The sequence below is a fragment of the Plantibacter sp. AC185 genome, from assembly GCF_979258065.1.
Genome location: NZ_OZ409831.1, coordinates 3738206 through 3764267 on the forward strand (window position 1 = coordinate 3738206; position 26062 = coordinate 3764267).

19 protein-coding genes and 1 tRNA gene are annotated in these 26062 nt (G+C 71.2%); 12 read left to right on the plus strand and 8 right to left on the minus strand.

All coding sequences use genetic code 11. The features are described 5' to 3' along the window. The first annotated feature begins 84 nt into the window (after nucleotides 1-84). Entirely contained in the window at nucleotides 85-540 is a 456-nt protein-coding gene (locus tag ACZZZB_RS17410) for an SIP domain-containing protein (RefSeq protein WP_064295280.1), read from the plus strand. A 45-nt stretch (nucleotides 541-585) separates the two neighbouring features. On the opposite strand, the gene ACZZZB_RS17415 is transcribed toward ACZZZB_RS17410, so the two are convergent. The 5 genes from ACZZZB_RS17415 to ACZZZB_RS17435 all read right to left on the minus strand — a co-directional run bounded on the left by ACZZZB_RS17415 (nucleotide 586) and on the right by ACZZZB_RS17435 (nucleotide 6265). Next, a complete protein-coding gene (locus ACZZZB_RS17415; protein ID WP_274500802.1) occupies nucleotides 586-996 on the minus strand; it encodes a Fe-S oxidoreductase in 411 nt (136 codons plus the stop codon). After that, complete coding sequence (locus tag ACZZZB_RS17420) at nucleotides 993-2408, minus strand: dihydrolipoyl dehydrogenase family protein (RefSeq protein WP_463530362.1); 1416 nt, start codon at nucleotides 2406-2408, stop codon at nucleotides 993-995. Before ACZZZB_RS17420 ends, ACZZZB_RS17415 begins: the two co-directional genes overlap by 4 nt. After that, entirely contained in the window at nucleotides 2405-3265 is an 861-nt protein-coding gene (locus ACZZZB_RS17425) for an arginase family protein (RefSeq protein ID WP_463530363.1), read from the minus strand. The genes ACZZZB_RS17420 and ACZZZB_RS17425 overlap by 4 nt, the downstream gene beginning before the upstream one ends. A 79-nt stretch (nucleotides 3266-3344) precedes the next feature. Next, nucleotides 3345-4118, minus strand: coding sequence for a PspA/IM30 family protein (locus tag ACZZZB_RS17430; RefSeq protein WP_064295284.1), 774 nt, complete (start codon nucleotides 4116-4118; stop codon nucleotides 3345-3347). 74 nt (nucleotides 4119-4192) lie between these two features. Beyond that, nucleotides 4193-6265 carry a TPM domain-containing protein gene (locus ACZZZB_RS17435; protein ID WP_463530364.1) on the minus strand — a complete coding sequence of 691 codons (2073 nt, stop codon included), beginning with the start codon at nucleotides 6263-6265 and terminating at the stop codon, nucleotides 4193-4195. 277 nt (nucleotides 6266-6542) lie between these two features. Between ACZZZB_RS17435 and ACZZZB_RS17440 the strand changes: the two genes are divergently transcribed. Next, nucleotides 6543-7289, plus strand: a complete 747-nt coding sequence (locus ACZZZB_RS17440) for a gamma-glutamyl-gamma-aminobutyrate hydrolase family protein (RefSeq protein WP_064295286.1) — start codon at nucleotides 6543-6545, stop codon at nucleotides 7287-7289. A gap of 185 nt (nucleotides 7290-7474) precedes the next feature. Next, nucleotides 7475-8305 (plus strand): DUF3097 domain-containing protein, encoded by an 831-nt coding sequence (locus ACZZZB_RS17445; protein WP_071262446.1) that lies wholly within the window; start codon nucleotides 7475-7477, stop codon nucleotides 8303-8305. Nucleotides 8306-8327: 22 nt separating this feature from the next. On the opposite strand, the gene ACZZZB_RS17450 is transcribed toward ACZZZB_RS17445, so the two are convergent. After that, entirely contained in the window at nucleotides 8328-9662 is a 1335-nt protein-coding gene (locus tag ACZZZB_RS17450) for an aminotransferase class III-fold pyridoxal phosphate-dependent enzyme (RefSeq protein ID WP_463530365.1), read from the minus strand. Nucleotides 9663-9821: 159 nt separating this feature from the next. On the opposite strand from ACZZZB_RS17450, the gene ACZZZB_RS17455 reads away from it, so the two are divergent. Both ACZZZB_RS17455 and ACZZZB_RS17460 read left to right on the plus strand, forming a co-directional pair. Next, on the plus strand, nucleotides 9822-13826 hold the full coding sequence (locus ACZZZB_RS17455; protein WP_463530366.1) for a Pls/PosA family non-ribosomal peptide synthetase: 4005 nt from the start codon (nucleotides 9822-9824) through the stop codon (nucleotides 13824-13826). Then, the gene (locus tag ACZZZB_RS17460; RefSeq protein WP_463530367.1) at nucleotides 13826-15160 is read left to right on the plus strand and encodes a M1 family metallopeptidase; all 1335 of its coding nucleotides are present in this window, start codon (nucleotides 13826-13828) and stop codon (nucleotides 15158-15160) included. The genes ACZZZB_RS17455 and ACZZZB_RS17460 overlap by 1 nt, the downstream gene beginning before the upstream one ends. Before the next feature lie 6 nt (nucleotides 15161-15166). On the opposite strand, the gene ACZZZB_RS17465 is transcribed toward ACZZZB_RS17460, so the two are convergent. Further along, on the minus strand, nucleotides 15167-15835 hold the full coding sequence (locus tag ACZZZB_RS17465) for a 4'-phosphopantetheinyl transferase family protein (protein ID WP_274500811.1): 669 nt from the start codon (nucleotides 15833-15835) through the stop codon (nucleotides 15167-15169). Nucleotides 15836-15890: 55 nt separating this feature from the next. Beyond that, nucleotides 15891-15965, minus strand: a tRNA-Arg gene (locus ACZZZB_RS17470). Nucleotides 15966-16055: 90 nt separating this feature from the next. On the opposite strand from ACZZZB_RS17470, the gene ACZZZB_RS17475 reads away from it, so the two are divergent. The 7 genes from ACZZZB_RS17475 to rho all read left to right on the plus strand — a co-directional run bounded on the left by ACZZZB_RS17475 (nucleotide 16056) and on the right by rho (nucleotide 26018). Further along, nucleotides 16056-16889 carry a transglutaminase-like domain-containing protein gene (locus ACZZZB_RS17475; protein WP_086473968.1) on the plus strand — a complete coding sequence of 278 codons (834 nt, stop codon included), beginning with the start codon at nucleotides 16056-16058 and terminating at the stop codon, nucleotides 16887-16889. 58 nt (nucleotides 16890-16947) lie between these two features. Next, nucleotides 16948-18618, plus strand: coding sequence for an arginine--tRNA ligase (locus tag ACZZZB_RS17480; protein WP_064295369.1), 1671 nt, complete (start codon nucleotides 16948-16950; stop codon nucleotides 18616-18618). A gap of 103 nt (nucleotides 18619-18721) precedes the next feature. Beyond that, complete coding sequence (locus ACZZZB_RS17485) at nucleotides 18722-19489, plus strand: LmeA family phospholipid-binding protein (RefSeq protein WP_192006671.1); 768 nt, start codon at nucleotides 18722-18724, stop codon at nucleotides 19487-19489. 323 nt (nucleotides 19490-19812) lie between these two features. After that, a complete protein-coding gene (gene lysA, locus ACZZZB_RS17490) occupies nucleotides 19813-21219 on the plus strand; it encodes a diaminopimelate decarboxylase (RefSeq protein WP_463530368.1) in 1407 nt (468 codons plus the stop codon). After that, nucleotides 21216-22535: a homoserine dehydrogenase gene (locus ACZZZB_RS17495; RefSeq protein ID WP_079002763.1), complete on the plus strand. Its 1320-nt coding sequence runs from the start codon at nucleotides 21216-21218 to the stop codon at nucleotides 22533-22535. Before lysA ends, ACZZZB_RS17495 begins: the two co-directional genes overlap by 4 nt. 65 nt (nucleotides 22536-22600) lie before the next feature. Further along, on the plus strand, nucleotides 22601-23557 hold the full coding sequence (gene thrB / locus ACZZZB_RS17500) for a homoserine kinase (RefSeq protein ID WP_071262436.1): 957 nt from the start codon (nucleotides 22601-22603) through the stop codon (nucleotides 23555-23557). Nucleotides 23558-23789: 232 nt separating this feature from the next. Beyond that, nucleotides 23790-26018, plus strand: a complete 2229-nt coding sequence (rho, locus tag ACZZZB_RS17505) for a transcription termination factor Rho (RefSeq protein ID WP_463530369.1) — start codon at nucleotides 23790-23792, stop codon at nucleotides 26016-26018. Nucleotides 26019-26062: the final 44 nt, after the last annotated feature.

Genomic DNA, 26062 nt, shown 5'->3' on the forward strand with positions numbered 1-26062 from the left:
GTGATCGGATCGTGATGTGCTCCGCCGCCTTGGAAGACCCTGCGCGGGGGCCGAAGTGAGCTTAGGCTCGCCTATACTGATCGCGTGAGCTATTTCGAGGATCCGGCGGAGTTCGCCGTCGCGGACGCACGCCACGTGCTGCTCGCTGGCGACGAGTCGTCGGTCGGCGAGCTGGCCGAGGTCCTCGCGCTGCTCCCCATCTGCGCCCGCGGTCAGGTGTTCGTCGAGGTCGACGACGCCGCGTCGATCACCACCCTCGACTCGCCGGGACGCGTCGTCGTGACGTGGCTCGTCCGCGCGGCGCGTTCGGGGGAACCCGGAACGGGCAGCCGGTGCGCACGCGGTCAGGCCGTCGCACGAGCGACCCGGGCCTGGGCGAGCGAGATGCTCGACGTCGACGGACACGACGCGGCCGACTACCACGTGTGGATCGGCGGCGAGACGGAGCACCTCACGGGTCTCCGGAACGACCTCAGGATGACCCTGGCGAGCATCGGCGTACGTCAGCGCTCGAGCTCGGTCGAACGCGCATCGCACTGACACGACCTCGCACCGCACTGCACCGCACGAACACCGCGACGCTCGTCAGCGGCGTTTCGGCAGGTAGCCTCCCGCTTCGAGACCGGCTTCGATCTCGAACCGGTTCCGGAGCGGATCACGACCGGCGATCGCGTACATCAGCGGGAAGAGCATGCCGTACCGCTGCCACTGCCGCTTGTGCACCGCCTCGTGTTCGAGCACCCGGGTCGACACGTTCCGATCGGTGAGGTACACCCCGCCGACGCATGAACCACCTCGGCCGAACGTCCACGACGGCATCCCGCGGAAGACGATCATCCCGCCCCGCCGTTCGACCGGCCCGGTGCTCCAGACTGCGCCCCAGACGAGCCCGGTGAGCGTGGCGTACCAGTACCCGATCCGGCTGAGCGGTGAGTCGAGCCACGGGCCGCCGGAACGACGGCTCCGCGGCTGATCGACCTCGCCGGGACGGGTCACGCACCGCTCCGGTAGGTCTCGAGGAGCCGCAGCCAGATCTCGCTCATCGTCGGGTAGGACGGCACCGCGTGCCAGAGGCGGTGCAGCGGCACCTCACCCACGACGGCGATCGTCGCCGCGTGGACGAGTTCGGCGACGTCCTGACCGACGAAGGTCATCCCGATGATCACGCCGCGCTCCTCGTCGACGACCATCCTCGCCTGCCCGGTGTAGCCGTCGGCGTGGAGGCTCGAGCCCGCGATGCCACCGAGGTCGTAGTCGACCACCCGGTGGTCGATCCCCGCCGCCTCGGCCTGCGCGGCCGTGAGTCCGACGGCGGCGACCTCCGGTTCGGAGAAGACGACCTGCGGCACGGCACGGTGGTCGGCGGTCGCCGCGTGGTCGCTCCACGGGCTGGTGTCGACGTCCTCGCCGTTCGCCCGTGCCGCGATGACCGCGCCCGCGGCGCGTGCCTGGTACTTGCCCTGGTGCGTCAGGAGTGCCCGGTGGTTGACGTCGCCGACGGCGTACAGCCAGTCGCTGCCGTGGGCGAGGAGCTGATCGTCGACCTCGATCCAGGCACCCGGTTCCAGGCCGACGGTCTCGAGCCCGAGGTCGTCCGTCCGTGGCGTCCGGCCGGTGGCCACGACGAGTTCCGCCGTCGTCACCGCTTCCCGATCGTCGAACTCGAGCGTGACGGCACCGTCGGCGGCCCGGGAGACGGCGGTGGGCGAGGCGTGCACGATCGTCACGCCGAGCTCACGCAGGGAGGACTCGACGAGTTCGCCGGCGAAGGGTTCGGTGTTGCCGAGCAGGCCACTGCGGGCGACGAGCGTGACGTCGACCCCGAGCGAGCGGTAGGCCGTCGCGAGCTCGACGGCGACGACGCCGCCACCGAGGAAGGCGACGGACGCTGGCAGGGTCTGGACGCTCGTGGCCTCGCGGCTCGTCCATGGCTCCACTGCCGCCAGCCCCGCGATGTCGGGCAGGAGCGCGGCGGATCCGGTGCAGACCGCGACGGCGTGCGTCGCCGTGAGCACGGTGGTCGAACCGTCGGCGGCCGTCACGGTGACCTCGCGCTCGCCGGTCAGTCGACCGTGCCCACGCACCAGCTCGATGCCGGCGCCCTGGAGCCATTCGACCTGGCCGTCGTCCGACCAGTCGCTCGTGAACGAGTCCCGTCGCGCGAGGACCTTGAGCGGGTCGAGCGCGGTGTCCTCGGGGATGGCTCCACCCGTGCGCTTGGCGGCACGCAGGGCGGCGCCCGATCGGATGAGGGCCTTGGACGGCATGCAGGCCCAGTAGGAGCACTCACCGCCGACGAGTTCGCTCTCGACGATGACGACGCTCAGACCGCTCTTGTGGGCGTAGTCGGCGACGTTCTCGCCGACGGGTCCGGCTCCGATGACGACGAGATCGACGGTACGGCTCATGGGGTGACTCCTGTCGGGTTGGTGCTGTCGGGCTTCGGATCGCGACTGATCGCGCCGATGATGCGGAGGATGGTGCCGAGGTCGTCGGCTGCGGCGTCGGGGGAGCCGGGGGAGAAGCCCGTGACCCCGGCCCCGGCGAAGCCGAACCGGGCGCGGAGGGCGGTGATGCAGTCGAGCAGGGTGCCGAGTTCGAGACCGAAGGGGACGGCCGAGCTGACGCCGGCGATGACGGCGGGGTCGAGGACGTCGACGTCCACGTGCAGGTAGACGCGGTCGGCGCCCGTCGCCTCGACAGCGGCGACCACCTCGGCGGCGCTCGTCATCACCGAGGAGACCATGGGGATGCCACGCTCCTCGATGTGGGCGAGTTCACCGTCGTCGAGGTCGCGCACCCCCACGAGGACGAGCCGGGCGGGATCGAGTGGGGCCTCGGGCAGGAGCATCGCGGCGCCTTCGCCGGTCAGTGCTCGGGCGACCATTCCGCTGAACGACCCGGACGGCGAGCTGAGCGGGGTGTTGAGGTCGCCGTGTGCGTCGAACCAGACGACGGCGATGCCGGGGTCGCGTCGGAGGGCCTCACCGACTGACGCGAGTTCGACGCCGCAGTCCCCACCGATGGTGATGACGGGCTCGTCGATCCCGACGAGCGCCTGACGTTGGAGTTCCGCGGTCGTCACGAGGGAACTGGCGCGCCGGATGTCGGTGTCGAGGGCCTCGCCGGCCTCCGTCGGCACGTGGACGAGTGTCGTGGCCGCCGTGGGCAGGTCGCCACGGATCGCCTCGGCTCCATCGATCAACTGCATGGCCCTGGACGAACCGGAGCCCTGCCACTGGGGGACGACGACGAACTTCGTCATGCGGTGCCTTCCTGGAGGTGGTGCGAGGGGGCGAGGGCGACGGGCCCTCGGGAGGTCCCGAGGGCCCGTCGGATCGGCACTACTGGCCGGCGTTCGGCGTGTACTCGGGGCCGGAGGACTCGATCGCGGGAGACGCGGAACCGCCGCCCTTCAGCGCGGCGAGGCGGGCCTCGACCTCGGTCAGCTCGCCGAGGTCCTCGAGGTCGTTGAACTGCGCGTCGAGACTCGAGGCGGCGAGCTCCTGCTGGCCGAGCACCTTCGCCTCCTCGCGGCGGATCTTGTCCTCGTAGCGGCTCAGGTCGCTCGTCGGGTCCATGATGTCGATGCTGCCGACCGCATCCGCGACCTTGCGCTGGGCCTCCGCGGTCTTGGCCCGGGCGACGAGCTCGCTGCGCTTCGTCTTCAGCTGCTCGAGCTTCGTCTTCATGCCGTTGAGGCCGTTCTTCAGCTGCTCGACGACCTTCGTCTGCGAGGCCAGCTGCGGCTCGGCCTGCTTGGCCTCGTTCTCGGCGCCGATCTGGCGCTGGAGCGCGATCTTCGCGAGGTTGTCGAACTTGTCGGCGTCCGCGGCGTTGCCCGCCTGACGGTATTCGTCGGCCTTGCGACTCGCGGCCAGCGCCTTGGTGCCCCACTCGGAGGCCGCCTCGACGTCCTGCTGGTGGTCCTGCTCGAGGAGCCGGAGGTTGCCGATCGTCTCGGCGATCGCGCTCTCGGCGTCGGCGATCGAGTTCGTGTAGTCCCGGACCATCTGGTCGAGCATCTTCTGCGGGTCCTCGGCGGAGTCGAGCAGCGCGTTGATGTTGGCCTTGGTCAGCTGGGCGATGCGTCCGAAGATGGACTGCTTCTCTGCCATGGTGTGGTTCCTCTCTCGTGTCCTGCTGGATCGTGTCGGTCGGTGTCTGGTGATGAGGTGGGTGGTGCCGCGGATCAGAAGCGACCGCCGCCGCGTCGGGAACGGGTGCCGCCGCCACCGAAGCTGCCGGCGCTGCGTGAGCGACCGGAGCCGCCGCCGAACATGCCGCCGCTCGATCCTCCGCCGCCGAACATGCCGCCGCCGGAACGGGACCCGCCGCCGCCGAGGACGGAGTTGATCAGGATGCCGCCGAGGACGGCACCGAGCATCCCGTTGCCGCCCTGCTGCCCCTGGCCGCCGCCGAACATGCCGTCGAGTCCGCCCGCCGACTGGCTCTGGAACTGCCCGAGGTCGGCCTGGGCGAGCTGCACCGCTTGACTCGCGAGCGAGTTGGAGCGCTGGGCGAGGGAGAGCGCCTGCGTCGGGTCGTTGGCGGCGAGGCCCTGGGCCTGCACGAGGGTGCGGCCGGCTTCGGCGAGGCGCGTCCGGGCCTCCGGGCCGACGGCTCCGCGCCGCGAGACGATGAAGTCCTCTGCAGCCGACACCTGCGCGCCCGCCGTCTGCAGGGTCTGTCCGAGGGCGGCTGCGGCGCGCTGTCGCTGCTCCGCCGCGGTGCGCACCCCTTGGAGAGCACCGTCGATCTGCGTGTTCGCCGCATCCAGGCGGGCGAGGAGGGCGATCGGGTTGTTCGGTGCGCCGAGCGCGCCGCGAACCTGGGAGACCGTCGCGGTGGTGCTCGCGACCGCCGCGGCGAGGGTGCCGGTCGGGTCCGGTTGGCCGCCAGCCGCGGCGACGTCTCCGTCCAATTCGGCCAGTCGGGCGGCGAGGTGCTGCTCGGCGGTCGTCAGATCCGCCTGCAGCCGCTTCACGGCCCCGGTGAGCTGGGTGGCCTGGTCGAGCGCTTCCTCGGCGGCTCGGATGCCGACGGCGGCCTCGCCCGAGTCTCCGGCGGCGAGCCGTGCAGCTGCGTCGGAGATCGCTGCGGTGGCGAAGGCGAGTCGCTCGGTCGCCTGCGCCGGGTTGTCGATCACGGTGATGAGGGCGTCGGGGCTGTAGCGCGTCTGCAGGGCGTGCACCGCGTCTTGCGCGGCCGTCACCGTCGGTCCGGCTGCGGCCGCCCTGGCTCGCAGCTCCTCGACCGCGGCGGGTGCGTTCTTCTCGAGTGCGCGGAGCTCGTCGAAGGAGGCTGCTTGTTCATCGAGCACGTGGTTCGCGTGCTCGCAGAGCCGGATGATCTGGAGGTTCCAGTCGCGCTGTTGCTGCTCGGTGTCCGGCTCGGCGTCGTCGAGCCGCTGCTTGAGCGCGAAGGCGTGTGCGAGGTCGTCCTTCGCTCCGGCGAGGGCGGCGGTGAACGCGGCCGTGGCCGGTTCGCCGTAGGAGGCGGTGGCGAAGCCGAGCTCCTCCTCGCTCGTCCGGACGGCGTCGTCGGTCTGGACGAGCGCACTGCCGGCGAGTCGTTCGAGCTCGGGGATCGGGGCGGTGGTCAGCGGGTCGACCGGTGCCCCCTGCTGGCCCGCGGTCACCGCGCCGTCGCCGTTCGCAGCGCGGCGTCGGCGGAGGACGACGACCAGGAGGACGACGGCCACGACGGCGACGACCACGATCAGCAGGATGGTCAGCCACCCGGCCGAGCCCCCTGAGCCGCCACCGGTGCCTCCGATCGACCCGCCGCCGACGGCGGCGCCCAGGCCTTCGGCGGCAGCGACGCCGGCGCCGGCCCAGTCGTCGTCACGCAGCTGCGGCAGGATACGCTGCTGCTCGATCTCGGTCAGCTGGTCACCGCTCACCGGTCCGCTGGAGTCGCCGGAGAGGTAGTAGGCGCGGTCCTCCGTCGCCACGGCCAGCAGGTACTGGTTCGGTCCGAGGTTGTTGTCCTTCGCGGTCTGGTTCGCCCAGGACTCGGCGTCACTCGGGTCGGTGAAGGTCGGTACGTAGACCACCCAGAGGTCGACGCCGTGATCCGCGGCCAGGTCGTCGACGGCCGTCGTGATCTCGGAGACCTCACCGCTGCTGAGGACACCCGCGCTGTCGGACACGCGCCCGGCGCCGAGCTGCACCGGGCTCTCCGCCCAGGCGGCGGTGGCTCCCGCTCCGAGGAGCACGGCTACGCAGAACGCCCAGATCGATACCGCCCAGCGAACCCGCATCGGCCACCTCGTCACTCGTTCGGACCCTGGAGCCCCACCCCGCGGCTCGGTTCCGAGTCTAGGTCCGGGCCCTCGACATCTCTACAGCGGGCTCCCAGCGAGCGCACCGAACCGGAGCTGTGCTATACGGCGGTGACGGTGCTTCGGCGACACGGAACGTGACGCTGTCACCGACCGTGACGGACTCTGTTACCGACCGTGACGCGGCCACTCGCGCGAGGGCATCTGCCCGGCGAGACTGGTCGAGTCACCTCACGGAACCCCTGGAAGGAGCATCATGCAAGGACACGTCTCACCCATGCTGGCGCTCGTCGAGGTCACCAGGTTCCGTGAGGACGATCAGGCTTACCACGAGTACGTGCAGATCCTCGTCGGACGGACCATCGCCGCCGCCGAACGGGCCGGCTGGCGCGTGACCCGGTTGGCCGCGCACGACCTCGGCACCGATGCGCTCCTCGCCTCGACCGACGGGGCCTCCGCCGTCGTCATCATGGGCGGCGCCGACATCGATCCCGCCCAGTACGGCGGAACCACCGGCTACCGCGCCGAGGGCCAGCACTTCCCCGAGGCCGACCGCGCCCAGCTGGCGGTCGCCCGTCGCGCCGCCGAGCGAGGCACGCCGCTGCTCGGGATCTGCCGTGGTCACCAGATCATCAACGTCGCCCTCGGCGGGACGCTCGTGCAGGACCTCGGTGAGCACAGCGCCCACCGCAACGAGGGCGTCCCGGTCGATGAGAGTATGACCCCGCACGAGGTCGAGCTCGACCCCTCGAGTGCCCTCGCGTTCCGACTCGGTGCCCGTCACCTCCAGGTGCAGAGCGCCCACCACCAGTCGGTCGGCGAACTGGGCGAAGGCCTCCGCGCCGTCGCCTGGGCCTCCGACGGCACCGTCGAGGCGATCGAGCACCGCACCCTGCCGATCACCGGCGTGCAGTGGCACCCCGAGGACCCCGGCACTGTCGACGACCAGCTCGGGCTCCTGCTCGGCGGTCTCGCCCGCGAGGCGGAGCGCGCCGCCGCCTAGTCGGGGCGTGTCTCCGCGCCGGGCGGCTTCGCATGCCAGGAGGCCCTCCCGCTGCAGGCGACCCACCGCTCGACATGTCCCCAACTCAGGACGGCGTCGGCGTGTCGAGCCTGGATTGCGGCGTGTCGGCCGCGCCACGCCGAGGCCGTCCTGAGAAAGGTCGGAGGGTTGGTTAGCGTTGACGGGTGTTCGAAGACAGGTACGGTCAGGACGTCCTCGCGGGGGACTGGCGGAAGAAGAACCGCGTGGTGGCCCGTGAGGTCGAGGCGGTGACCGACCTCGTGGTCGAGGAACTCGGCGGCTTCTGCGGCGCGATCACGCGCGTCGAGGCGAAGACGGTCGAGCTCGAGGACTACCGCGGCAAGCGACGCGTGTTCCCCATGGGGGCGGGGTTCCTCCTCGAGGGTGAACCCGTCGTCCTCGTCGTGCCGAAGCGCGCACCGACGGGGCGGGCGCGCACCGCCTCCGGCTCCTTCGCGGTGGAGACGACCGCTCGGGTGGCTCGCGCGAGCCGGATCTTCGTCGAGGGTCGCCACGACGCGGAACTCGTCGAGCGGGTCTGGGGCGACGACCTCCGCGTGGAGGGCGTCGTCGTCGAGTACCTCGCGGGCGTCGACCACCTCGACGCCGCGCTCGCCGAGTTCCGGCCGGGCCCGGACCGCCGTGTCGGCGTCCTCGTCGACCATCTGGTTCCCGGCTCGAAGGAGCAGCGGATCGCCGACGCCGTCATGGCCGGACCGAACGGCCGGAACGTCCTCATCGTCGGGCACCCGTACGTCGACGTCTGGCAGGCCGTGAAGCCCGCTAGGGTCGGCCTGCGCGAGTGGCCGACCATCCCTCGCTCCATCGAGTGGAAGAAGGGCATCTGCCAGGCGTTCGGCTGGCCGCACGACTCGCAGGCCGACATCGCCCGGGCCTGGAAGCGCATCCTCGGTCAGGTCCGGACCTTCAACGACCTCGAGCCGGAACTCCTCGGTCGCGTCGAACAGCTCATCGACTTCGTCACCGTCGACTGACCCGCCCGCGCGACCGCTGCCGCTAGGAGGAGACCTGACCCAGGGCGTCCTCGAGGACGGACATCGCGTCGCGGAGGAGCTCGTCGGACATGACCGCGCTCGGGAGGAGTCGCAGCACTGAGTCCCAGGAACCGGCGTCGAGCACGAGCACGCCCTGGGCGATCGCCGCGTCGATGACGGTCTGCAGTGCCGTGGGATGCGGCTGCTTCGTGCCGGGGACGACCAACTCGACGCCGGCCATCGCACCGATGATCCGGACTTCGCCGACGATGTCGAAGCGCTCGGCCCAGTCACCCATGAGCGATCGCAGGGTCGCCTCCACCCGACGGGCCTCGCCCAGCAGGTCCTCGCGCTCGATGACCTCGAACGTCGCGAGCGCGGCCGCCGTGGACACCGGGTTGCCGCCGAAGGTGCCGCCGATACCACCGGGCTGGACGGCGTCCATGATCTCGGCGCGCCCGGTCACGGCCGACAGCGGGAAACCGCCGGCGATGCCCTTGGCGCTCGTGATGAGATCGGGCACGACGCCGTGGTGCTCGATCGAGTACCAGGCACCGGTGCGTCCGATGCCGGCCTGGATCTCGTCGGCGACGAACACGATCCCGTTCTCGGTGCACCACTCGCTGATGCGCGCGAAGTAGCCGGGCGCGGGGATGACGATGCCGCCGTCGCCGAGGACCGGTTCGGCGAAGAACGCGGCGACCTCACTCGCACCGATGTGCCGCTCGATGTAGTCGATCGTCACCTCGGCAGCCGCCGGTCCGTCGAGTCCGTCGCGGAAGGGGTAGGAGAGCGGGACGCTGTAGATCTCACCCGGGAACGGGCCGAACCCGAGGCGCTCGGGCGCAGGCCGGTAGGTCATCGCCATCGTCAGGTTCGTGCGTCCGTGGAAGGCGTGGTCGAGGGCGACGATCGCGCGACGTCCGGTGTACTTCTTCGCGATCTTCACCGCGTTCTCGACGGCTTCGGCACCGGAGTTCAGGAGGATCGAGCGCTTCTCGAAGTCGCCCGGAGTGATCTCGGACAGCTTCTCCGCGACGCGCAGGTAGTTCTCGTACGGCGTCACGGTGAAGAGCGTGTGCGTGAGCTTCGTCGCCTGCTCGGCTGCTGCCGCGGCGACGTCGGGGTTGGCGTGCCCGATGGTCGTCACGCCGATGCCCGTTCCGAGGTCGATGATGTGGTTGCCGTCGACGTCCACGAGGATGCCGCCGGAGCCGTGGTCCATCCACACCGGCGCGAGGTTGCCGGCACCGCGCGACACCGCGCGGCGGCGCCGTTCCGTGAGGGCGAGCGATCGGGGGCCGGGGATGGCGGTCACGAGCTGGCGTTCCTGGGGCACGGAGTAGTCGATGGTCATGCAGGCCATGGTAGGCGCGCGTCCTCCGAGGATGCCGGGGGCCGACGGAGCGTCGCCGACGATTCCACGACATCTGGCGGTTGACTGGTGTTCACCAACCGTCCATGCGCGCTGCCTACCGTTGGCGGCGCTGAACAGCCGGACGACAGGGGATCGCGTATGGACGCCGACACCAGCACCGCCCTCCTCATCGAGCGGCAGCCCGCGCTGCTCGGTGGCGTGCGCGCACCGGCCGAGCGCACCCTCCTCGACATCCTCCGTGACGTCGCCGCGTCGCACCCCGAGGCCTCGGCGATCGAGGACGCGGAGGGGGCGCTCAGCTACCGTGAGCTCGTCCTCAGTGCCGAGCGGGTCGCGGCTGGGCTGTTCGCCGCCGGGGTCCGCCGCGGTGACCGGGTCGGTGTCCGGATCGCCTCGGGCACCCGCGACCTCTACCTCGGGATCCTCGGGATCCTGTTCACCGGAGCGGCCTACGTGCCCGTCGACGCTGACGACCCGGAGGAGCGGGCACGACTCGTGTTCGGTGAGGCGGCCGTCGCCGGCGTCCTGGTCGACGGCGGTGTCTTCGAGCGTTCGCGCCGAGGCACTGAGGACCCGGCCGATGACGGCGCCGATCCCGACCGGGTGCAACTCGCGACGGGCGCGGCACCCCACCCGGGCACCCGGGCGATCCCGGTCCTCGAACCACCGCGACTCGACGACGACTCCTGGATCATCTTCACCTCCGGCTCGACGGGCACGCCGAAGGGCGTCGCCGTCTCGCACCGCTCTGCCGCCGCGTTCGTCGACGCCGAGGCGCGGATCTTCCTCCAGGCGGAACCCCTCGGCCCCGGTGATCGTGTGCTGGCCGGCCTGTCCGTCGCCTTCGACGCGTCCTGCGAGGAGATGTGGCTCGCCTGGGGACACGGCGCGTGCCTGGTCCCGGCGCCGCGCTCGCTCGTCCGCAGCGGCATGGACCTCGGACCCTGGCTCACCGCGAAGGGCATCACCGTGGTGTCGACGGTGCCCACGTTGGCGGCGATGTGGCCCGCCGAATCCCTCGAGAACATCCGCATGCTCATCTTCGGCGGCGAGGCCTGCCCGCCGGAGCTCGCCGCCCGGCTGGCCGTGGACGGTCGCGAAGTCTGGAACACCTACGGACCCACCGAGGCCACGGTCGTCGCCTGCGCCGCGCTGTTGACCGGCGAGCAGCCCGTGCGCATCGGACTGCCACTCGACGGCTGGGACCTCGCCGTGGTCGACGCCGAGGGCATCCCGGTCGAGGAGGGCGGCGTCGGTGAGCTCATCATCGGCGGCGTCGGACTCGCCCGGTACCTCGACCCCGTCAAGGACGCCGAACGGTATGCGCCCATGCCGAGCATCGGGTGGTCGCGGGCGTACCGGAGCGGCGACCTCGTCCGCTACGAGGCCGCAGGACTCGTGTTCCAGGGGCGCGCGGACGATCAGGTGAAGATCGGCGGTCGGCGCGTGGAACTCGGGGAGATCGAGGCCGCTCTGCAGGCGCTGCCGGGCGTCTCGGGTGCGGCAGCAGCCGTCCAGCGTACCGCCGCCGGGAACGCCGTCCTCGTGGGGTACCTTGCGGTGCCCGACCGCGACGGGTTCTCCGTCGAGCGGGCGCTCGACACCCTCCGTGAGCAGCTCCCGGCACCGCTCGTCCCGCTCCTCGCGGTCGTCGGCGAGCTGCCCACCCGCACCTCCGGCAAGGTCGACCGGGCCGCGCTGCCGTGGCCGCTCGACGCCGCCGACGGGGAGGACGCCTCGACCCTGTCGGGCACCGCCGCGTGGCTCGCCGAGCAGTGGACGGCCGTCCTCGGGGTCCGGGTCACGGCCGAGAGCGACAACTTCTTCAGCCTGGGCGGCGGGAGCCTGGCGGCCGCGCAGCTCGTCTCGCTCATCCGCACCCGCGATGCCGAGTTCACGGTCGCCGACATCTACGGCCACCCCCGACTCGGCGCGATGGCCGCCGAACTCGACGGCCGACGCCCCGAGCGTCGCAGCCGAGCGGCCGTCGCGGACCCCGTGCTCCCGACGCCGCTCGCGACCCAGTGGGCACAGACCCTCCTGGGTGTCCCGCTCCTCATCCTCGTCGGACTCCGGTGGCTCGTGTACCTGCTCGCCGGCAGTCGGGTCCTCGGCCTCGTCGCGGATGTCCCGTACCTCCCCATGGTCTCGTGGTGGTGGATCGCCCTCGGCTTCCTCGTGGTCATCACCCCGATCGGACGCATGGCGATCTCCGTGATCGCGGCGAAGCTCCTCCTCGTCGGCGTCCGCCCGGGCGACTACCCGCGCGGCGGCTCGGTCCATGTGCGACTCTGGCTCGCCGAACGCGTCGCCGACACGGTCGGCGCGGTGAGTCTCGCCGGAGCCCCCTGGATCTCGAGCTACGCCAGGGCGCTCGGCGCGAAGATCGGTGCCGACGCGGACCTCCACAGCGTGCCGCCGGTCTCCGGGTTCCTCACCGTCGGGGCGCGCGCGTCGATCGAGCCCGAGGTCGACCTCCGCGGCTACTGGGTCGACGGCGACACGCTCCGACTGGGCCACGTCCACATCGGCGCCGAGAGCACGGTCGGCGCTCGCAGTACCCTGCTCGCCGGCACCCGGATCGGCAAGCGTGCGGAGATCGCTCCAGGATCGTCCGTTTTCGGCCGCGTCCCCTCCGGACACCTGTGGTCAGGGTCGCCCGCCGTCCGCGTCGGCAAGGCGAAGCCGGTGTGGCCGACCGAACGACCCCCGCGTCGCCGACGCTGGCTGTTCGCGTACGGCGCGGGATCGGCGCTGCTGTCGGTGCTGCCGTTCCTCGCCTTCGTGCTGGCGGCGGCGGTCGTGGCGGCCGGGGCGTCGGGCGCGACCAGTCTGCTCGAGTTCTCCTGGCGCGCGCTCCTCTGGGTGCCCGTCGCCACCCTCGTGTGGTTCGTCGTCCTGGCGATCAGCACGATCGGCCTGGTCCGGCTGCTCGGCCTCGGTCTCAGCGAGGGCTACTTCCCGGTGCGCAGTCGGGTCGGTTGGCAGGTGTGGGCCACGGAGCGGCTCCTGGACGCCGCGCGCACCCTCCTCTTCCCCCTGTACGCGAGCCTCTTCACGCCCGTCTGGCTCCGCCTGCTCGGGGCGAAGGTCGGGCGCAACGTGGAGGCGTCGACGGTGCTCCTCCTCCCGCGGATGACGACCGTCGGCGACGGTGCGTTCCTCGCGGACGACACGATGGTGGCCTCCTACGAGCTCGGTGGCGGGTGGATGCGGATCGCCGGTGCGTCCGTCGGCAAGCGCGCCTTCCTCGGCAACTCCGGCATGGCGGGCCCCGGCATGCACGTCCCCAAGAACGGCCTCGTCGCCGTGCTGTCGGCCGCACCGCGGAAGGCCAAGTCCGGCTCGTCCTGGCTCGGGAGCCCACCGATGCGGCTCCGGCGGCAGGTGTCCGACGCCGATCTCGACCGCACCTACGACCCGCCGCTCCGGCTCCGGATCGCCCGCGCGCTGTGGGAGCTCTGCCGCATCGTCCCCGTCATGGTGACGACGGGCATCGCGCTCCTGGTGCTCCTCGCCCTCGCCTGGTTCGCCGACACCTGGGGTCTCGGTGTCGCGATCGCCGTCAGCGGTGCCGTGCTCCTGGCCGCCGGCGCGGTCGCGGCCGGGATCACGACCGTCGCCAAGTGGGTCATCGTCGGCCCGATCCGCACGGGGGAGCACCCGCTCTGGTCCTCGTTCATCTGGCGCAACGAGGTGTCCGACACCTTCGTCGAGATGGTCGCGGCACCCTGGTTCGCGGCACCCGCCACCGGCACCCCAGCCCTCACCTGGTGGTTGCGCTCGCTCGGTGCCCGCATCGGTCGTGGGGTCTGGTGCGAGAGCTACTGGCTGCCGGAGGCGGACCTCGTCCGACTCGGCGACGGCGCGACGGTCAACCGGGGCTGCGTTGTGCAAACGCACCTGTTCCATGATCGAATCATGAGTATGGATCAGGTCGAACTCGCATCGGGCGCCACGCTCGGGCCGCACAGCGTCATCCTCCCCGGAGCGCGGATCGACGACGACGCGACGGTCGGACCGGCCTCGCTCGTCATGCGCGGAGAACGCGTCCCGGCGGGCACCCGGTGGAGCGGCAACCCGATCGGCCCGTGGCGCGAGGTGACGACGGCGGAGTACCGGGAGCCCCAGGTCGCGTCCTGATGGGGGAGGCTCTCGCCCGTCTGCGGAGCGCAGGCGACCCCTACACGCCCTCCAGCGGGAATCGTGGCTACCGCGTCGTACGGTACGAGCTCGAGCTCGACTACGACGTCGACCGCAACGCCCTGTCCGGGACGGCTCGGCTCACCGCCGTCGCGACGGAGGAGCTCACGCGGTTCTCGCTCGACCTCGCCGCGCTGCGCGTCACCCGTGTCCAGGTCGACGGGGTCGAGGCGAAGCGGACGCACAGCTCGGGCAAGCTCACGCTGACGCCCCGGAACACCATCGCGGACGGCGCCGAGTTCTCCGTGCTCGTCCGGTACTCGGGTGCGCCCCGTCCCGTGCGCAGCCCCTGGGGCGAGATCGGCTGGGAGGAACTCGAGGACGGCGTCATCGTGGCGTCCCAGCCGTGCGGCGCATCGAGTTGGTTCCCCTGCAACGACCACCCCTCGGACAAGTCGTCCTACCGGATCAGTGTCACGGCGTCGTCGGCGTACACGGTCGTCGCCCCCGGGGAGCTGGTGTCGCGCGTTGCCCGCGCGAGCCGGACCACGTGGGTCTACGAGCAGCCTGAACCGATGGCCGCCTACCTCGCGACGGTGCAGATCGGCCGGTACCAGCGGCTCGCCGTCAGCGCTCGGGTCGCGACGAGCACGGTGCCGGTCGTCGCACACCTGCCGCGCGACCTCACCGCGCGGTTCCGACACGACTTCGCCGACCAGGTCGACATGCTGGCGTGCTTCGAGCGCGCCTTCGGCCCCTACCCCTTCGGCAGCTACGGCGTCGTCGTCACCGACGACGTGCTGGAGATCCCCCTCGAGGCGCAGGGGATGAGCGTGTTCGGCCGCAACCACGTCGACGGCGTCAGCGGTTCGGAGCGGTTGATCGCGCACGAGCTCGCCCACCAGTGGTTCGGGAACAGCCTGACGATCGCCGCCTGGCGGGACATCTGGTTGCACGAGGGCTTCGCCTGCTACGCCGAGTGGCTGTGGTCGGAGGAGTCGGGGGCCGAGAGCGCCGACGCCTGTGCCCGGGCGCACTACGCAGCGCTCCGACGGGCACCGCAGGACCTCGTCGTCGGCGACCCGGGACCTGCGGACATGTTCGACGACCGGGTCTACAAGCGGGGCGCGATCGCCCTGCACGCCGTGCGCCGACTGCTCGGCGACGAGGCGTTCTTCGACCTCCTGCGTGACTGGGTGGCGTCCTTCCGGCACTCGAGCGTGTCGACGGACGACTTCATCCGGACGGTCGATCGACATGCACCGGCACCGGTCGAGCCGCTCCTCGACGCGTGGCTCTTCCAGGAGGCGCTCCCGCCCTTCCCCGTCGGCTGAACCGGGTCAGGGGAGCAGGAGGGCCGTCGCGACGACGAATCCCGGCGCGGGCTCCGGGTGGTCGATGACGAATCGGTGGCCCGCGGTCGCGGTGACGAGTGGTGCGGCATCCCGCCCGAGGTCGATCGTCGCGGGATCGGTCGCGAGGCCCGTACCGAGGGCCTTCGTCACGGCCTCCTTCGCCGTCCAGCGCTCGGCGAGCGCCCGGAGGCGTCGTCGGTCCGGGAGCCGCTGCCACTGCTCCCGTTCCGCGGGGGTGAGAGCGACGTCCTCGACGCCGGCGAACCGGGCCGCGTCGAGCCGTTCGACGTCGACACCGACGGGGTGCTCGATCGACACCGCTACCGCGGAGGCGTCGGCGGTGTGGGAGACGCTCACGTGGACGGTCCGGTCTCCGAAGCGCACCCGTGGTCGTCCGTGAGCGAGACCGCAGTCCGGGCAGACCGCCGTGACCCCGATCTGCTCGGGGTCGGTGCCGATCGTCTCCGCGACGGTGCGCACGAGCAGTGCGCGACCGAACAGGAACCGACGGCCCGCGGTCGCGGACGAGGTGTCGAGGCGGTCACGGGCGGACGCGTCCAGCCGGGCCGCCGTGCCGGCGAGGTCGAGCTCAGCGGCGCTGGCCCAGCGCATGAAGCGGACCGTCGGCTGCGGGAGGGGATCGGGTCGATGCATGGCCCCCGCGTCCCGGAGTCGGAGCGATGCGAAGCAGGACCTCGCGAGATGGTGATGGTGCCCTCGACTGGATTCGAACCAGCGACTTCTTCCTCCGGAGGGAAGCGCTCTTCCGCTGAGCTACGAAGGCGGAACGTGTCCAAGCTACCAGAGTCGGGACCCACGCCGGTACCGGAGGCGTGCGGGTTCCGCGTCGCCCGTCGCGTGGAACAATGAGGTCATGCAGCGCACCCTGACCGCGTCGCTCGATCTGCGGGTGCACGATCGAGCCGACCTCATCTTCTCCATCGCTGCAGCCGGCGGCACCCCGCTGGCGAGCGAGCGACTGCAGGTGCACTCCTCGGACGGCCCGTGCGCGGTCACCGAGATCGTGGGTCCGGACGACACACGACTCCACCGGGTCATCGCCGAGCCCGGCCGGTTGCAGGTCGACTACGAGGCGGTGGTCGTCGGGCAGGCCGTGCCGCGTCCCGTGGACGCCTTGGAGACCGTGACCTACCTCCGTCCCAGCCGGTACTGCGAGTCGGACGCGCTGTTCTCGCTCGCGCGTTCCGAGCTCGGCTACCTCCTCGAGCACCGTCGCCTGCACGAGGACGGTACGGTGTCCGGCGGTCTGCAGGTGCTGCCATGGGTGGCTGCCTGGGTCGGACGCCACCTCTCCTACGTCTCCGGCTCCACGACCGTGTCGGACAGTGCGGTGTCGACCCTCGCCGCGGGGCGTGGCGTGTGCCGGGACTTCGCGCACCTGACCATCGCGATGCTGCGGGCGCTCGACATCCCGGCCCGGTACGCCGCGGTCTACGCCCCGGGTCTCGTCCCCATGGACTTCCACGCGGTGGCCGAGGGCTTCGTCGACGGCGCCTGGCACGTGGTCGACGCGACGGGCCTGGCTCCCCGGCAGTCGCTCGTCCGCATCGCCACCGGACGCGACGCCGCGGACGTGGCCTGGTTGAGCAACCATCACGGCAACGTGACCGTCGAGGACATGCGGATCGACGCCCTGATCGACGTCCTGCCCGCCGACGACCCGGCGCAGGCGGTCGTGCTCGCCTGACGGTCGCCCCGAGGCCGCCGTGTCACCGGTGCGACGCGCCCGGGTAGAATCGCTCCTCGTGACTCCTGAAGACCTCGCCTCCGCCCTGCACGCCATCGTCGTTCCGATCGTCGAACGACGACGCGAGGCGGCGGGCATCACCGACGAGGTCGCGGTGTCGGTCGACGACGTGGTGCTGGAGCGTCCGAAGAACCGCGATCACGGCGACTGGGCCTGCAACATCGCGATGAAGCTCGCGAAGCGGGTGGGGGCGAACCCACGCGAGCTTGCGCAGGAGTTCGCCGACGCGCTCGTGCAGGTCGACGGTGTCGCCTCGGTCGAGGTCGCCGGTCCCGGGTTCATCAACGTGCGCCTCGACGCCGCTGCCGCGGGCGCGCTCGCGAAGGTGATCGTCGACGCCGGCGACGCGTTCGGCCGCAACGACAGCCTCGCCGGCCAGACCATCAACATCGAGTTCGTCTCGGCCAACCCGACCGGCCCGCTGCACATCGGCCACACGCGCTGGGCCGCGCTCGGCGACTCCCTGGCTCGCGTCCTGAGCGCGTCCGGCGCGACGCTCGTCAGCGAGTACTACATCAACGACGCCGGCAACCAGATGGACACCTTCGCGGACTCGATCCTCGCAGCGGCCAAGGGTGAGCCGACGCCTGAGGGCGGCTATCCCGGGGCGTACATCGGCGACCTCGCGAAGACCGTGCTGGCCGAGATCCCCGACCTCCTCGAGCGTCCTGACGCCCGCGAGGTCGCGCGGGAACGCGCCTACGCCCTGCAGCTCGGTGAGATCCGCGCGTCCCTCGAGCGCTTCAACGTCCACTTCGACGTCTGGTTCAGCGAGCGCACCCTGCACGCGACGGGCGAGGACGGCACGAGCCTCATCGACCAGGCCGTGGACCGGTTGCGCGAGCAGGGGCACGTGTTCGACGAGGAGGGCGCCGTCTGGGTGCGCACGACGGACTTCGGCGACGACAAGAACCGCGTCATCCGTCGCTCCAACGGTGTCTACACCTACTTCGCCGCCGACGCCGCGTACTACCTGAACAAGGGCGACCGCGGCTTCCAGCACAAGATCTACCTGCTCGGCGCCGACCACCACGGCTACGTCCACCGGCTGAAGGCCCTCGCGGGTGCGGCCGGAGACGACCCGGACCGCGACATCGAGGTGCTCATCGGGCAGCTCGTCAGCGTGAACGGTGCCCGACTCTCCAAGCGCGCTGGCAACATCATCGAGCTGGACGACCTGCAGGCCTGGATCGGGACGGACGCCCTGCGGTACTCGCTCGGTCGCTACCCGGCCGATTCGCCGTTGGCCCTCGACCCGGAGCAGCTCCGCAGCCGGACGAACGACAACCCCGTGTTCTACGTCCAGTACGCCCACGCCCGCACGAACTCGGTGGCGCGCAACGCCGCCTCGGCCGGGGTCGACCGCAGCGCCTTCGCGCCGGAGCTGCTCGTCCACGAGACGGAGTCGGCGCTCCTCGGCGTCCTCCAGGAGTTCCCGCGGATCGTCGCGCAGGCAGCACAGCTGCGCGAGCCGCACCGCGTCGCACGGCACCTGGAGGAGACCGCGAGCCTGTACCACAAGTGGTACGACAGCTGCCGGGTCGTCCCGATGGGGGAGGAGCCGGTCACCGACCTGCACCGCACGCGCCTCTGGCTGAACGACGCGACCGGCACCGTCATCCGCAACGGGCTGGCGCTCCTCGGCGTCTCCGCGCCGGAGCGCATGTAGCTTCCCTACAGCAGGAGATCCGCGCGAGCGCAGGACGGTTCCTCGGGAACGGTCCTGCGCTCGCGGCGTCCTCCCGCCGACGACGGTTCGCTACCCTCGGAACATGAGTGAGCAGCAACCGTCGGGTAAGCGCAGGCGTCCCTGGCTTCCGATCGTCATCGTCGTCGGGGTGCTCGTCGTCCTCGTCGGCGCGTTCCTGATCGCCGACGCGATCGTGCGCGGTGTCGCCGAAGAGCGCGTCGCGACGCAGATCGAGCAGAGTCTGCCCGACAACGTCGACGCGGACGTCGCCGTGTCGATCGGCGGTGCCTCGGTCATCGCCCAGTACCTCACCGGAACGTTCGAGCACGTCGACCTGCGTGCACCGGACGCGAGCGTCGACGGCGTCCCGCTGGACCTCCGGGTCAGCGCGGACCGGGTCCCCCTCGACCCGCAGCAGACCATCGGTCGGGTGGTGGCGACCATCAGGATCGATGCCGCCGGAGCGGCGGACCTCGCCAAGACGGCCGGGCTTCCGGGCACGCTCACCCTCGGCGACGACGAGATCGGGTACGCGGGTGAGGCGACCGTCCTCGGGTTCACCATCCCGTACGACTTCTCCGTGGCGCCGACCACCACGGCCGACCGCGTGAACCTCATGCCGACGTCCGTGAACGTCGACACCGGCCTCCTCGGCGTCATCGACCTGCGGGCGCTCGTGACCGGCTTCCTGCAGGGCGACCCGCCGAGCATCTGCGTCGCCCAGTACCTGCCCGAGGGGGTCGACCTCGATGGACTCGCAGTGACGCCGGAGGCGGCGACCGCCACCCTGACCTCGACGACGCTCCGCCTCGACGAGGCGTCGCTGCAGACGCTCGGCAGCTGCGACTGAACCTCGCCCCGCCACCCGGCGGCGGAGGGGAGCAGGCCACCCGACGTCACGATGCTGCACGGGCACGCGCGTCTCGCTAGACTTTCCACACACCCACTGCTCCGACCGGGCGGTGAGGTGTGCCGTCGGGCCCTCCGGCCCGTGTTCCACCTCAGTCGTTCCAACCGAGCGGCGATGGGTGCGGACGACCGGGATCACCAACCACCGGGCCGTGCGCATCCACCTTCATCGGTGCTCTACAAATCGGTGCTTCAGGGGCCAAACCGGGTCCGCTCGCCCAACGAGAACCTCCTTTTCCGCTCAACAGGACTCAGGACACCCCCGTGGCCAGAAACCCCCTCGCCCCCGACTGGCTCGCCGAGCCCGTCGATCCGAACGCGCTCGATCCAGCCGTGTGGCCGGCATCGGCCGCCCGCGACACCGACGGCCGCCTGCAGCTCGGCGGCGTCGACGTCCGCACGCTTCAGGAGCGCTTCGGCACGCCGCTCTACGTCGTCGACGAGGACGACGCCCGGGCCCGCGCCCGCACGCTGCGTGAGGCGTTCGAGCGTGAGGCGGCCGCCCGCGGCACGAGTGTCGCCGTCTACTACGCGGGGAAGGCGTTCCTCTCGGCCGAGGTCGCGCGGTGGATGACGGCGGAGGGCCTCCGCATCGACATCTGCAGCGGCGGAGAACTCGCCGTCGCACTCGCCGCCGGAACCGATCCGGCCCAGCTGGGCTTCCACGGCAACAACAAGTCGGTCGCGGAGATCGAGCGAGCCGTGGGCGTCGGGATCGGCGCCATCGTGCTCGACAGCCTCACCGAGATCGACCGCGTCGCCGCAGCGGCCGAGCGCGCCGGCCGGGTCCAGTCGGTGCGTCTGCGCGTGAACAGCGGCGTCCACGCCCACACGCACGAGTACCTCGCGACCGCCCACGAGGACCAGAAGTTCGGCCTGCCGCTCGAGGACGCCGTCGACGCCGTCACGCGCATCCGGGCCCACGCCTCGCTCGACTTCCTCGGACTCCACTGCCACATCGGCTCGCAGATCTTCGGGTCCGACGGGTTCGCCGAATCCGCCGCCCGCCTGCTCGCCGTGCACGCGCGCCTGCTCGAGGGCGGCCCCGTGCCCGAGCTCAACCTCGGTGGCGGCTTCGGCATCGCCTACACCAGCGCCGACGACCCGACGCCGATCGAGCAGCTCGCGGCGGACATCCTCGCCGGTGTCCAGGCTGCGGCAGACCTCCACGGCGTCCGGATCCCGAAGCTCGCCTTCGAACCGGGACGCGCGATCATCGGCGGCGCCGGCATCACGCTCTACGAGGTCGGCACGATCAAGGACGTCGTGGTCGCCTGGAACGACGAGGGCGAGACGGCCGTCCGCCGCTACGTCAGCGTCGACGGCGGGATGAGCGACAACGCCCGGCCGTCGTTGTACGGCGCGGACTACACGGTCCGGATCGCCGATCGCGTGAGCGACGCGTCCCCCGCGCTTGTCCGGATCGCCGGCAAGCACTGCGAGTCGGGCGACATCGTCGTGAACGCCGACTACCTGCCGGCGGACGTCCGCGACGGCGACCTCCTGGCCGTCCCCGCGACCGGGGCCTACTGCTGGTCCCTCGCGAGCAACTACAACTACCTCGGTCGCCCGGCCGTCGTCGCCGTGTCGGGTGGCGCGGCCCGCGTCATCGTGCGCGGCGAGACCGAGCACGACCTCCTCAGCCGCGATGCGGGATTGGACACGGAATGATCGAATACCGCGGACTGAAGGTCGCCCTCTTGGGCGCCGGATCGGTGGGCTCGCAGGTGGCGCGTCTGCTGCTCGAGCACGCCGACGAACTGGCGTCCCGCGCCGGAGCGAGCCTCGAGCTCATCGGCATCGCCGTGCGCGACGTCGACGCACCTCGCGACGTCGACCTGCCGAAGGAGCTGTACACGACCGATGCCGAGCAGCTCATCCTGAGCGCCGACATCGTGATCGAACTCATCGGCGGCATCGAGCCCGCGCGCAGTCACATCCTGCAGGCCATCAACGCCGGTGCCGACATCGTCACCGCCAACAAGGCGCTGCTCGCGACGCACGGCCCTGAACTGTTCGACGCCGCTGAGCAGGTCGGCGCCCAGCTGTACTACGAGGCGGCCGTCGCCGCGGCGATCCCGATCATCCGGCCGCTGCGGGAGAGCCTCGCAGGCGACCGCATCAACCGGGTGCTCGGCATCGTCAACGGCAGCACGAACTACATGCTCGACCGGATGGACCGCTTCGGCGACACGATGGAGGACGCGGCAGCCGTCGCGAGCGAGCTCGGGTACCTCGAGGCCGACCCGACCCTCGACGTCGAGGGCTACGACGCGGCGCAGAAGGCGACCATCCTGGCCAGTCTCGCCTTCCACACCACCGTCCCCGTCGAGGCCGTCCACCGTGAGGGCATCACCGGCATCACGAAGGCGCAGGTCGACCTCGCCCGCAGCGAGGGCTACGTCATCAAGCTGCTGGCGATCGCCGAGCGGATCGTCGACGAGACCACCGGCGAGGAGGGCCTGTCCGCCCGCGTCTACCCGGCGCTCATCGGTCGGGAGCACCCACTGGCCGCCGTACACGGCGGCAACAACGCCGTGTTCGTGGAGGCCGAGAACGCCGGGAGCCTGATGTTCTACGGCGCCGGCGCCGGTGGCAAGGAGACCGCCTCCGCGGTGCTCGGCGACCTCGTCTCGGCGGCCCGTCGTCACGTCGCCGGCGGCCCCGGTGTCGGCGAGTCCACGCACGCCGACCTGCCGGTCCTCGAGATCGGCCGCGTCACGACGCGATACCAGGTCACCCTCGAGGTGGCGGACGAACCCGGCGTGCTCGCCGCGGTCGCGGGGATCCTCAGCGACGGCGGCGTCTCGGTCGAGACCTTCCAGCAGTCCGTGGCCTCCTCGGACGGGACGCTGTCGACCGCTACCCTGGTCATCGGCACCCACCGGGCGCTCGAATCGGCCCTCGCGGCCACCGTCGAGCAGCTCGCCTCGAACGCCCACGTCGAGCGGGTCGTGTCCGTGCTCCGGGTCGAAGGAGCCGAGTAGGTGCCGAACCGCACGACCACCGACCGCGTCGCTCGCCGACCTCTCACCAGATTGCAGGCATCCCTATGAGTCACACCGAACCGCTTGCGATCGGACGCACCGTCACCGTGAAGGTGCCGGCGACCACCGCCAACCTCGGACCCGGCTTCGACACGCTCGGTCTGGCGCTCGCCCTGTACGACGAGCTGACCGTCACGGTCCGCGAGGAGCCGGGCGTGTTCGTGGAGGTCATCGGCGTCGGTGCCGGCGAGGTGCCGACCGACGCGTCGAACCTCGTGATCACCGCGATCGCCCACGCCCTGCGTGCCTACGGCCACGACCTCCCCGGTCTCGACGTCGTCGCGCGGAACGTCATCCCGCACGGCCGCGGCCTCGGTTCCTCGGGCGCCGCGATCGTCTCCGGCATCATGGCGGCGAAGGGGCTCCTCGAGGGTCGGGTCGAGCTCGGACCGGACGACCTCCTCCGGCTCGCGACGGAGATGGAGGGTCACCCCGACAACGTCGCTCCGGCGCTGTTCGGCGGCCTGACGATCGCGTGGACGACGGACGACGGCCCGCAGCACAAGAAGCTCATCGTGCACCGCGGGGTCTCGCCGCTCGTGCTCGTCCCCGAGCACACGATGTCCACGGAACTCGCCCGCAGCCTGCAGCCCGCCAACGTGCCACACGCCGACGCGGCGTTCAACGTCTCGCGTTCGGCGCTCCTCGTCGCCGCGCTCACGCAGAGCCCCGAGCTCCTGCTCGCAGCCACCGAGGACCGGCTCCACCAGAGCTACCGCGCCGCCGCGATGCCCGAGACGAACACCCTCATCACGCTGCTGCGTGAGCACGGCTTCGCCGCCGTCGTGTCCGGCGCCGGCCCGTCGATCCTCGTCCTCGCGGACGATCCCGGACGACGCCTCGAAGCCACCGCGCTGGTCGCCGAGCACGCCACCACCCCGTGGCAGTCGCTCATGCTCGCGGTCGACTTCAAGGGTGCTACAGTGGGAGGGCACCCGGCCCACCCCGCCTCTTCGGCGTAATCGGCTTCCGGGGCAATTCCGCACAATCATCGCTTTCGCACCAATTGATCGCGTCTGTTCGGGTCCCACCGTGTTTCCATCCTGCTGAGCAGCGCTCCGCCGGGTCGTCGCACCGGGCTATCCGCACAGGCTCTGCGTCGTGTGAACATCACCCACCCGCCGCACAGGATTCCGGTGCGATCGCCGCCTGCGCGAGACAGCTCTGTCTCGACGCAAGGGAAGGAAGACACACGTGACAGACGTCAACGAAGGCGCCTCAGGCGTCTCGCTGGATGCCGACCCGAAGACGCTCAAGGTCGCCGACCTGCAGCGTCTCGCCGCCGCTCTCGGAGTGGCCGGAGCCTCAAAGCTCCGCAAGGGCGAGCTGGTCGAAGCCATCCAGACCATCCAGAACAGCACCGACACCGACACCGACGCCGCGGTCACCGAGACCGCCGACGTCATCGAGTCGGTCTCCGCGCTCGAAGTCGCGCCGGAGGCACCGGTGCAGTCCAAGCTGCCCGAGCTCGACCTCGCGCTCGACCAGGCCTTCGGTGCCGAGAAGGCGGCCCCGCCGGCGCGACGCAAGTCCCGCCGGGCCACGACGGCCACCGTCGCCCCGAACGCGACCCCGATCGTCGGCGCCCCCGTCGTCGAGGCACCGGCTGCGCCGGCTGCCGCACCCGCCCCGGTCGAGGCCGAGGCACCGTCCGCTCCGGCCGACGCGGCTCCCGCCGAGCAGTCCGATGACGCCGCCGCGACCGCCGCGACCGCCGAGTCGCCGAGCGCCGACGAGACGACCCCCGAGCAGACGCCGAGGCGTTCGCGCGGCAACCGCCGTGGTCGCGGACGCGATCGCGACCGCAACGCCGACGACGCCGAGCAGAACACGGCTGAGCAGGGCACCGGCGAGCAGGCCGGCGGCGAGCAGAACCGCGCCGCACAGAACGCCTCCGAGCAGGACTCGAACGACGACGCCGCGAACACGGACGCCGACGACACCCAGGACGGCGAGCAGCAGGACGGCCAGTCGTCCGGCGGGCGCCGCGGTCGTGGCCGAGGCCGCAACCAGAACAACGGCGGCCAGAACAACGGCAACCAGAACACCGGTGGCCAGAACGCCGACGCCGGCCAGAAGGCCGACGCCAAGCAGGAGCAGCAGGGGCAGAACCGCGGCAACCAGGGCGGTCAGGGCAACCAGGGCGCACCGGGCGACGAGTCCGAGGGTCGTGGCGGCCGCAGCCGCTACCGCGACCGCAAGCGTCGCGGATCCGTGCAGAACGACGACGTCGAGCCCGAGATCGCCGAGGACGACGTCCTCATCCCGGTCGCCGGCATCCTCGACGTCCTCGACAACTACGCCTTCGTGCGCACCTCCGGCTACCTCCCGGGCACCAACGACGTCTACGTCTCCCTCGGCCAGGTGAAGAAGTACCACCTGCGCAAGGGCGACGCCGTCGTCGGGGCCATCCGTCAGCCGCGCGACAACGACAGCAGCAGCCGCCAGAAGTACAACGCGATCGTCAAGGTCGACTCCGTCAACGGCCTGTCCGTCGACGAGGCCGGCGCACGCGTCGAGTTCGGCAAGCTGACCCCGCTGTACCCGCAGGAGCGCCTCCGTCTCGAGACGGAGCAGACGAAGCTCACGCAGCGCATCATCGACCTCGTCGCACCGATCGGCAAGGGCCAGCGCGGCCTGATCGTCGCCCCGCCGAAGGCCGGGAAGACCATCGTCCTGCAGCAGATCGCCAACGCGATCTCGATCAACAACCCTGAGGTCCACCTCATGGTCGTGCTCGTCGACGAGCGTCCCGAAGAGGTCACCGACATGCAGCGCACGGTGAAGGGTGAGGTCATCGCCTCCACCTTCGACCGGCCGGCCGAGGACCACACGACGGTCGCCGAACTCGCGATCGAGCGCGCCAAGCGTCTCGTCGAGCTCGGCCACGACGTCGTCGTGCTGCTCGACTCGATCACGCGTCTCGGTCGTGCCTACAACCTGGCCGCACCCGCCTCGGGTCGGATCCTCTCCGGTGGTGTCGACGCCGCGGCGCTGTACCCGCCGAAGCGCTTCTTCGGTGCCGCTCGCAACATCGAGAACGGCGGATCCCTCACGATCCTCGCGACCGCGCTCGTCGAGACCGGTTCCAAGATGGACGAGGTCATCTTCGAGGAGTTCAAGGGCACCGGCAACTCGGAGCTCCGGCTCTCGCGCCAGCTCGCCGACAAGCGGATCTTCCCGGCCGTGGACGTCAACGCGTCCTCGACCCGCCGCGAGGAGATGCTGCTCGCCCCCGACGAGGTCAAGGTCACCTGGAAGCTGCGTCGTGCCCTCGCCGGCCTCGACCAGCAGCAGGCCCTCGAGGTCGTCCTCGGCAAGCTGAAGGAGACCACGTCCAACGTGGAGTTCCTCGTCCAGATGCAGAAGTCGATGCCCGCACCGACCTCGCACAGCCACGGACACGAGAACAACCACCGCTAGCGGTCCCGACCGACCCCATCCGTACCCGCGCCGCACCGGCATCG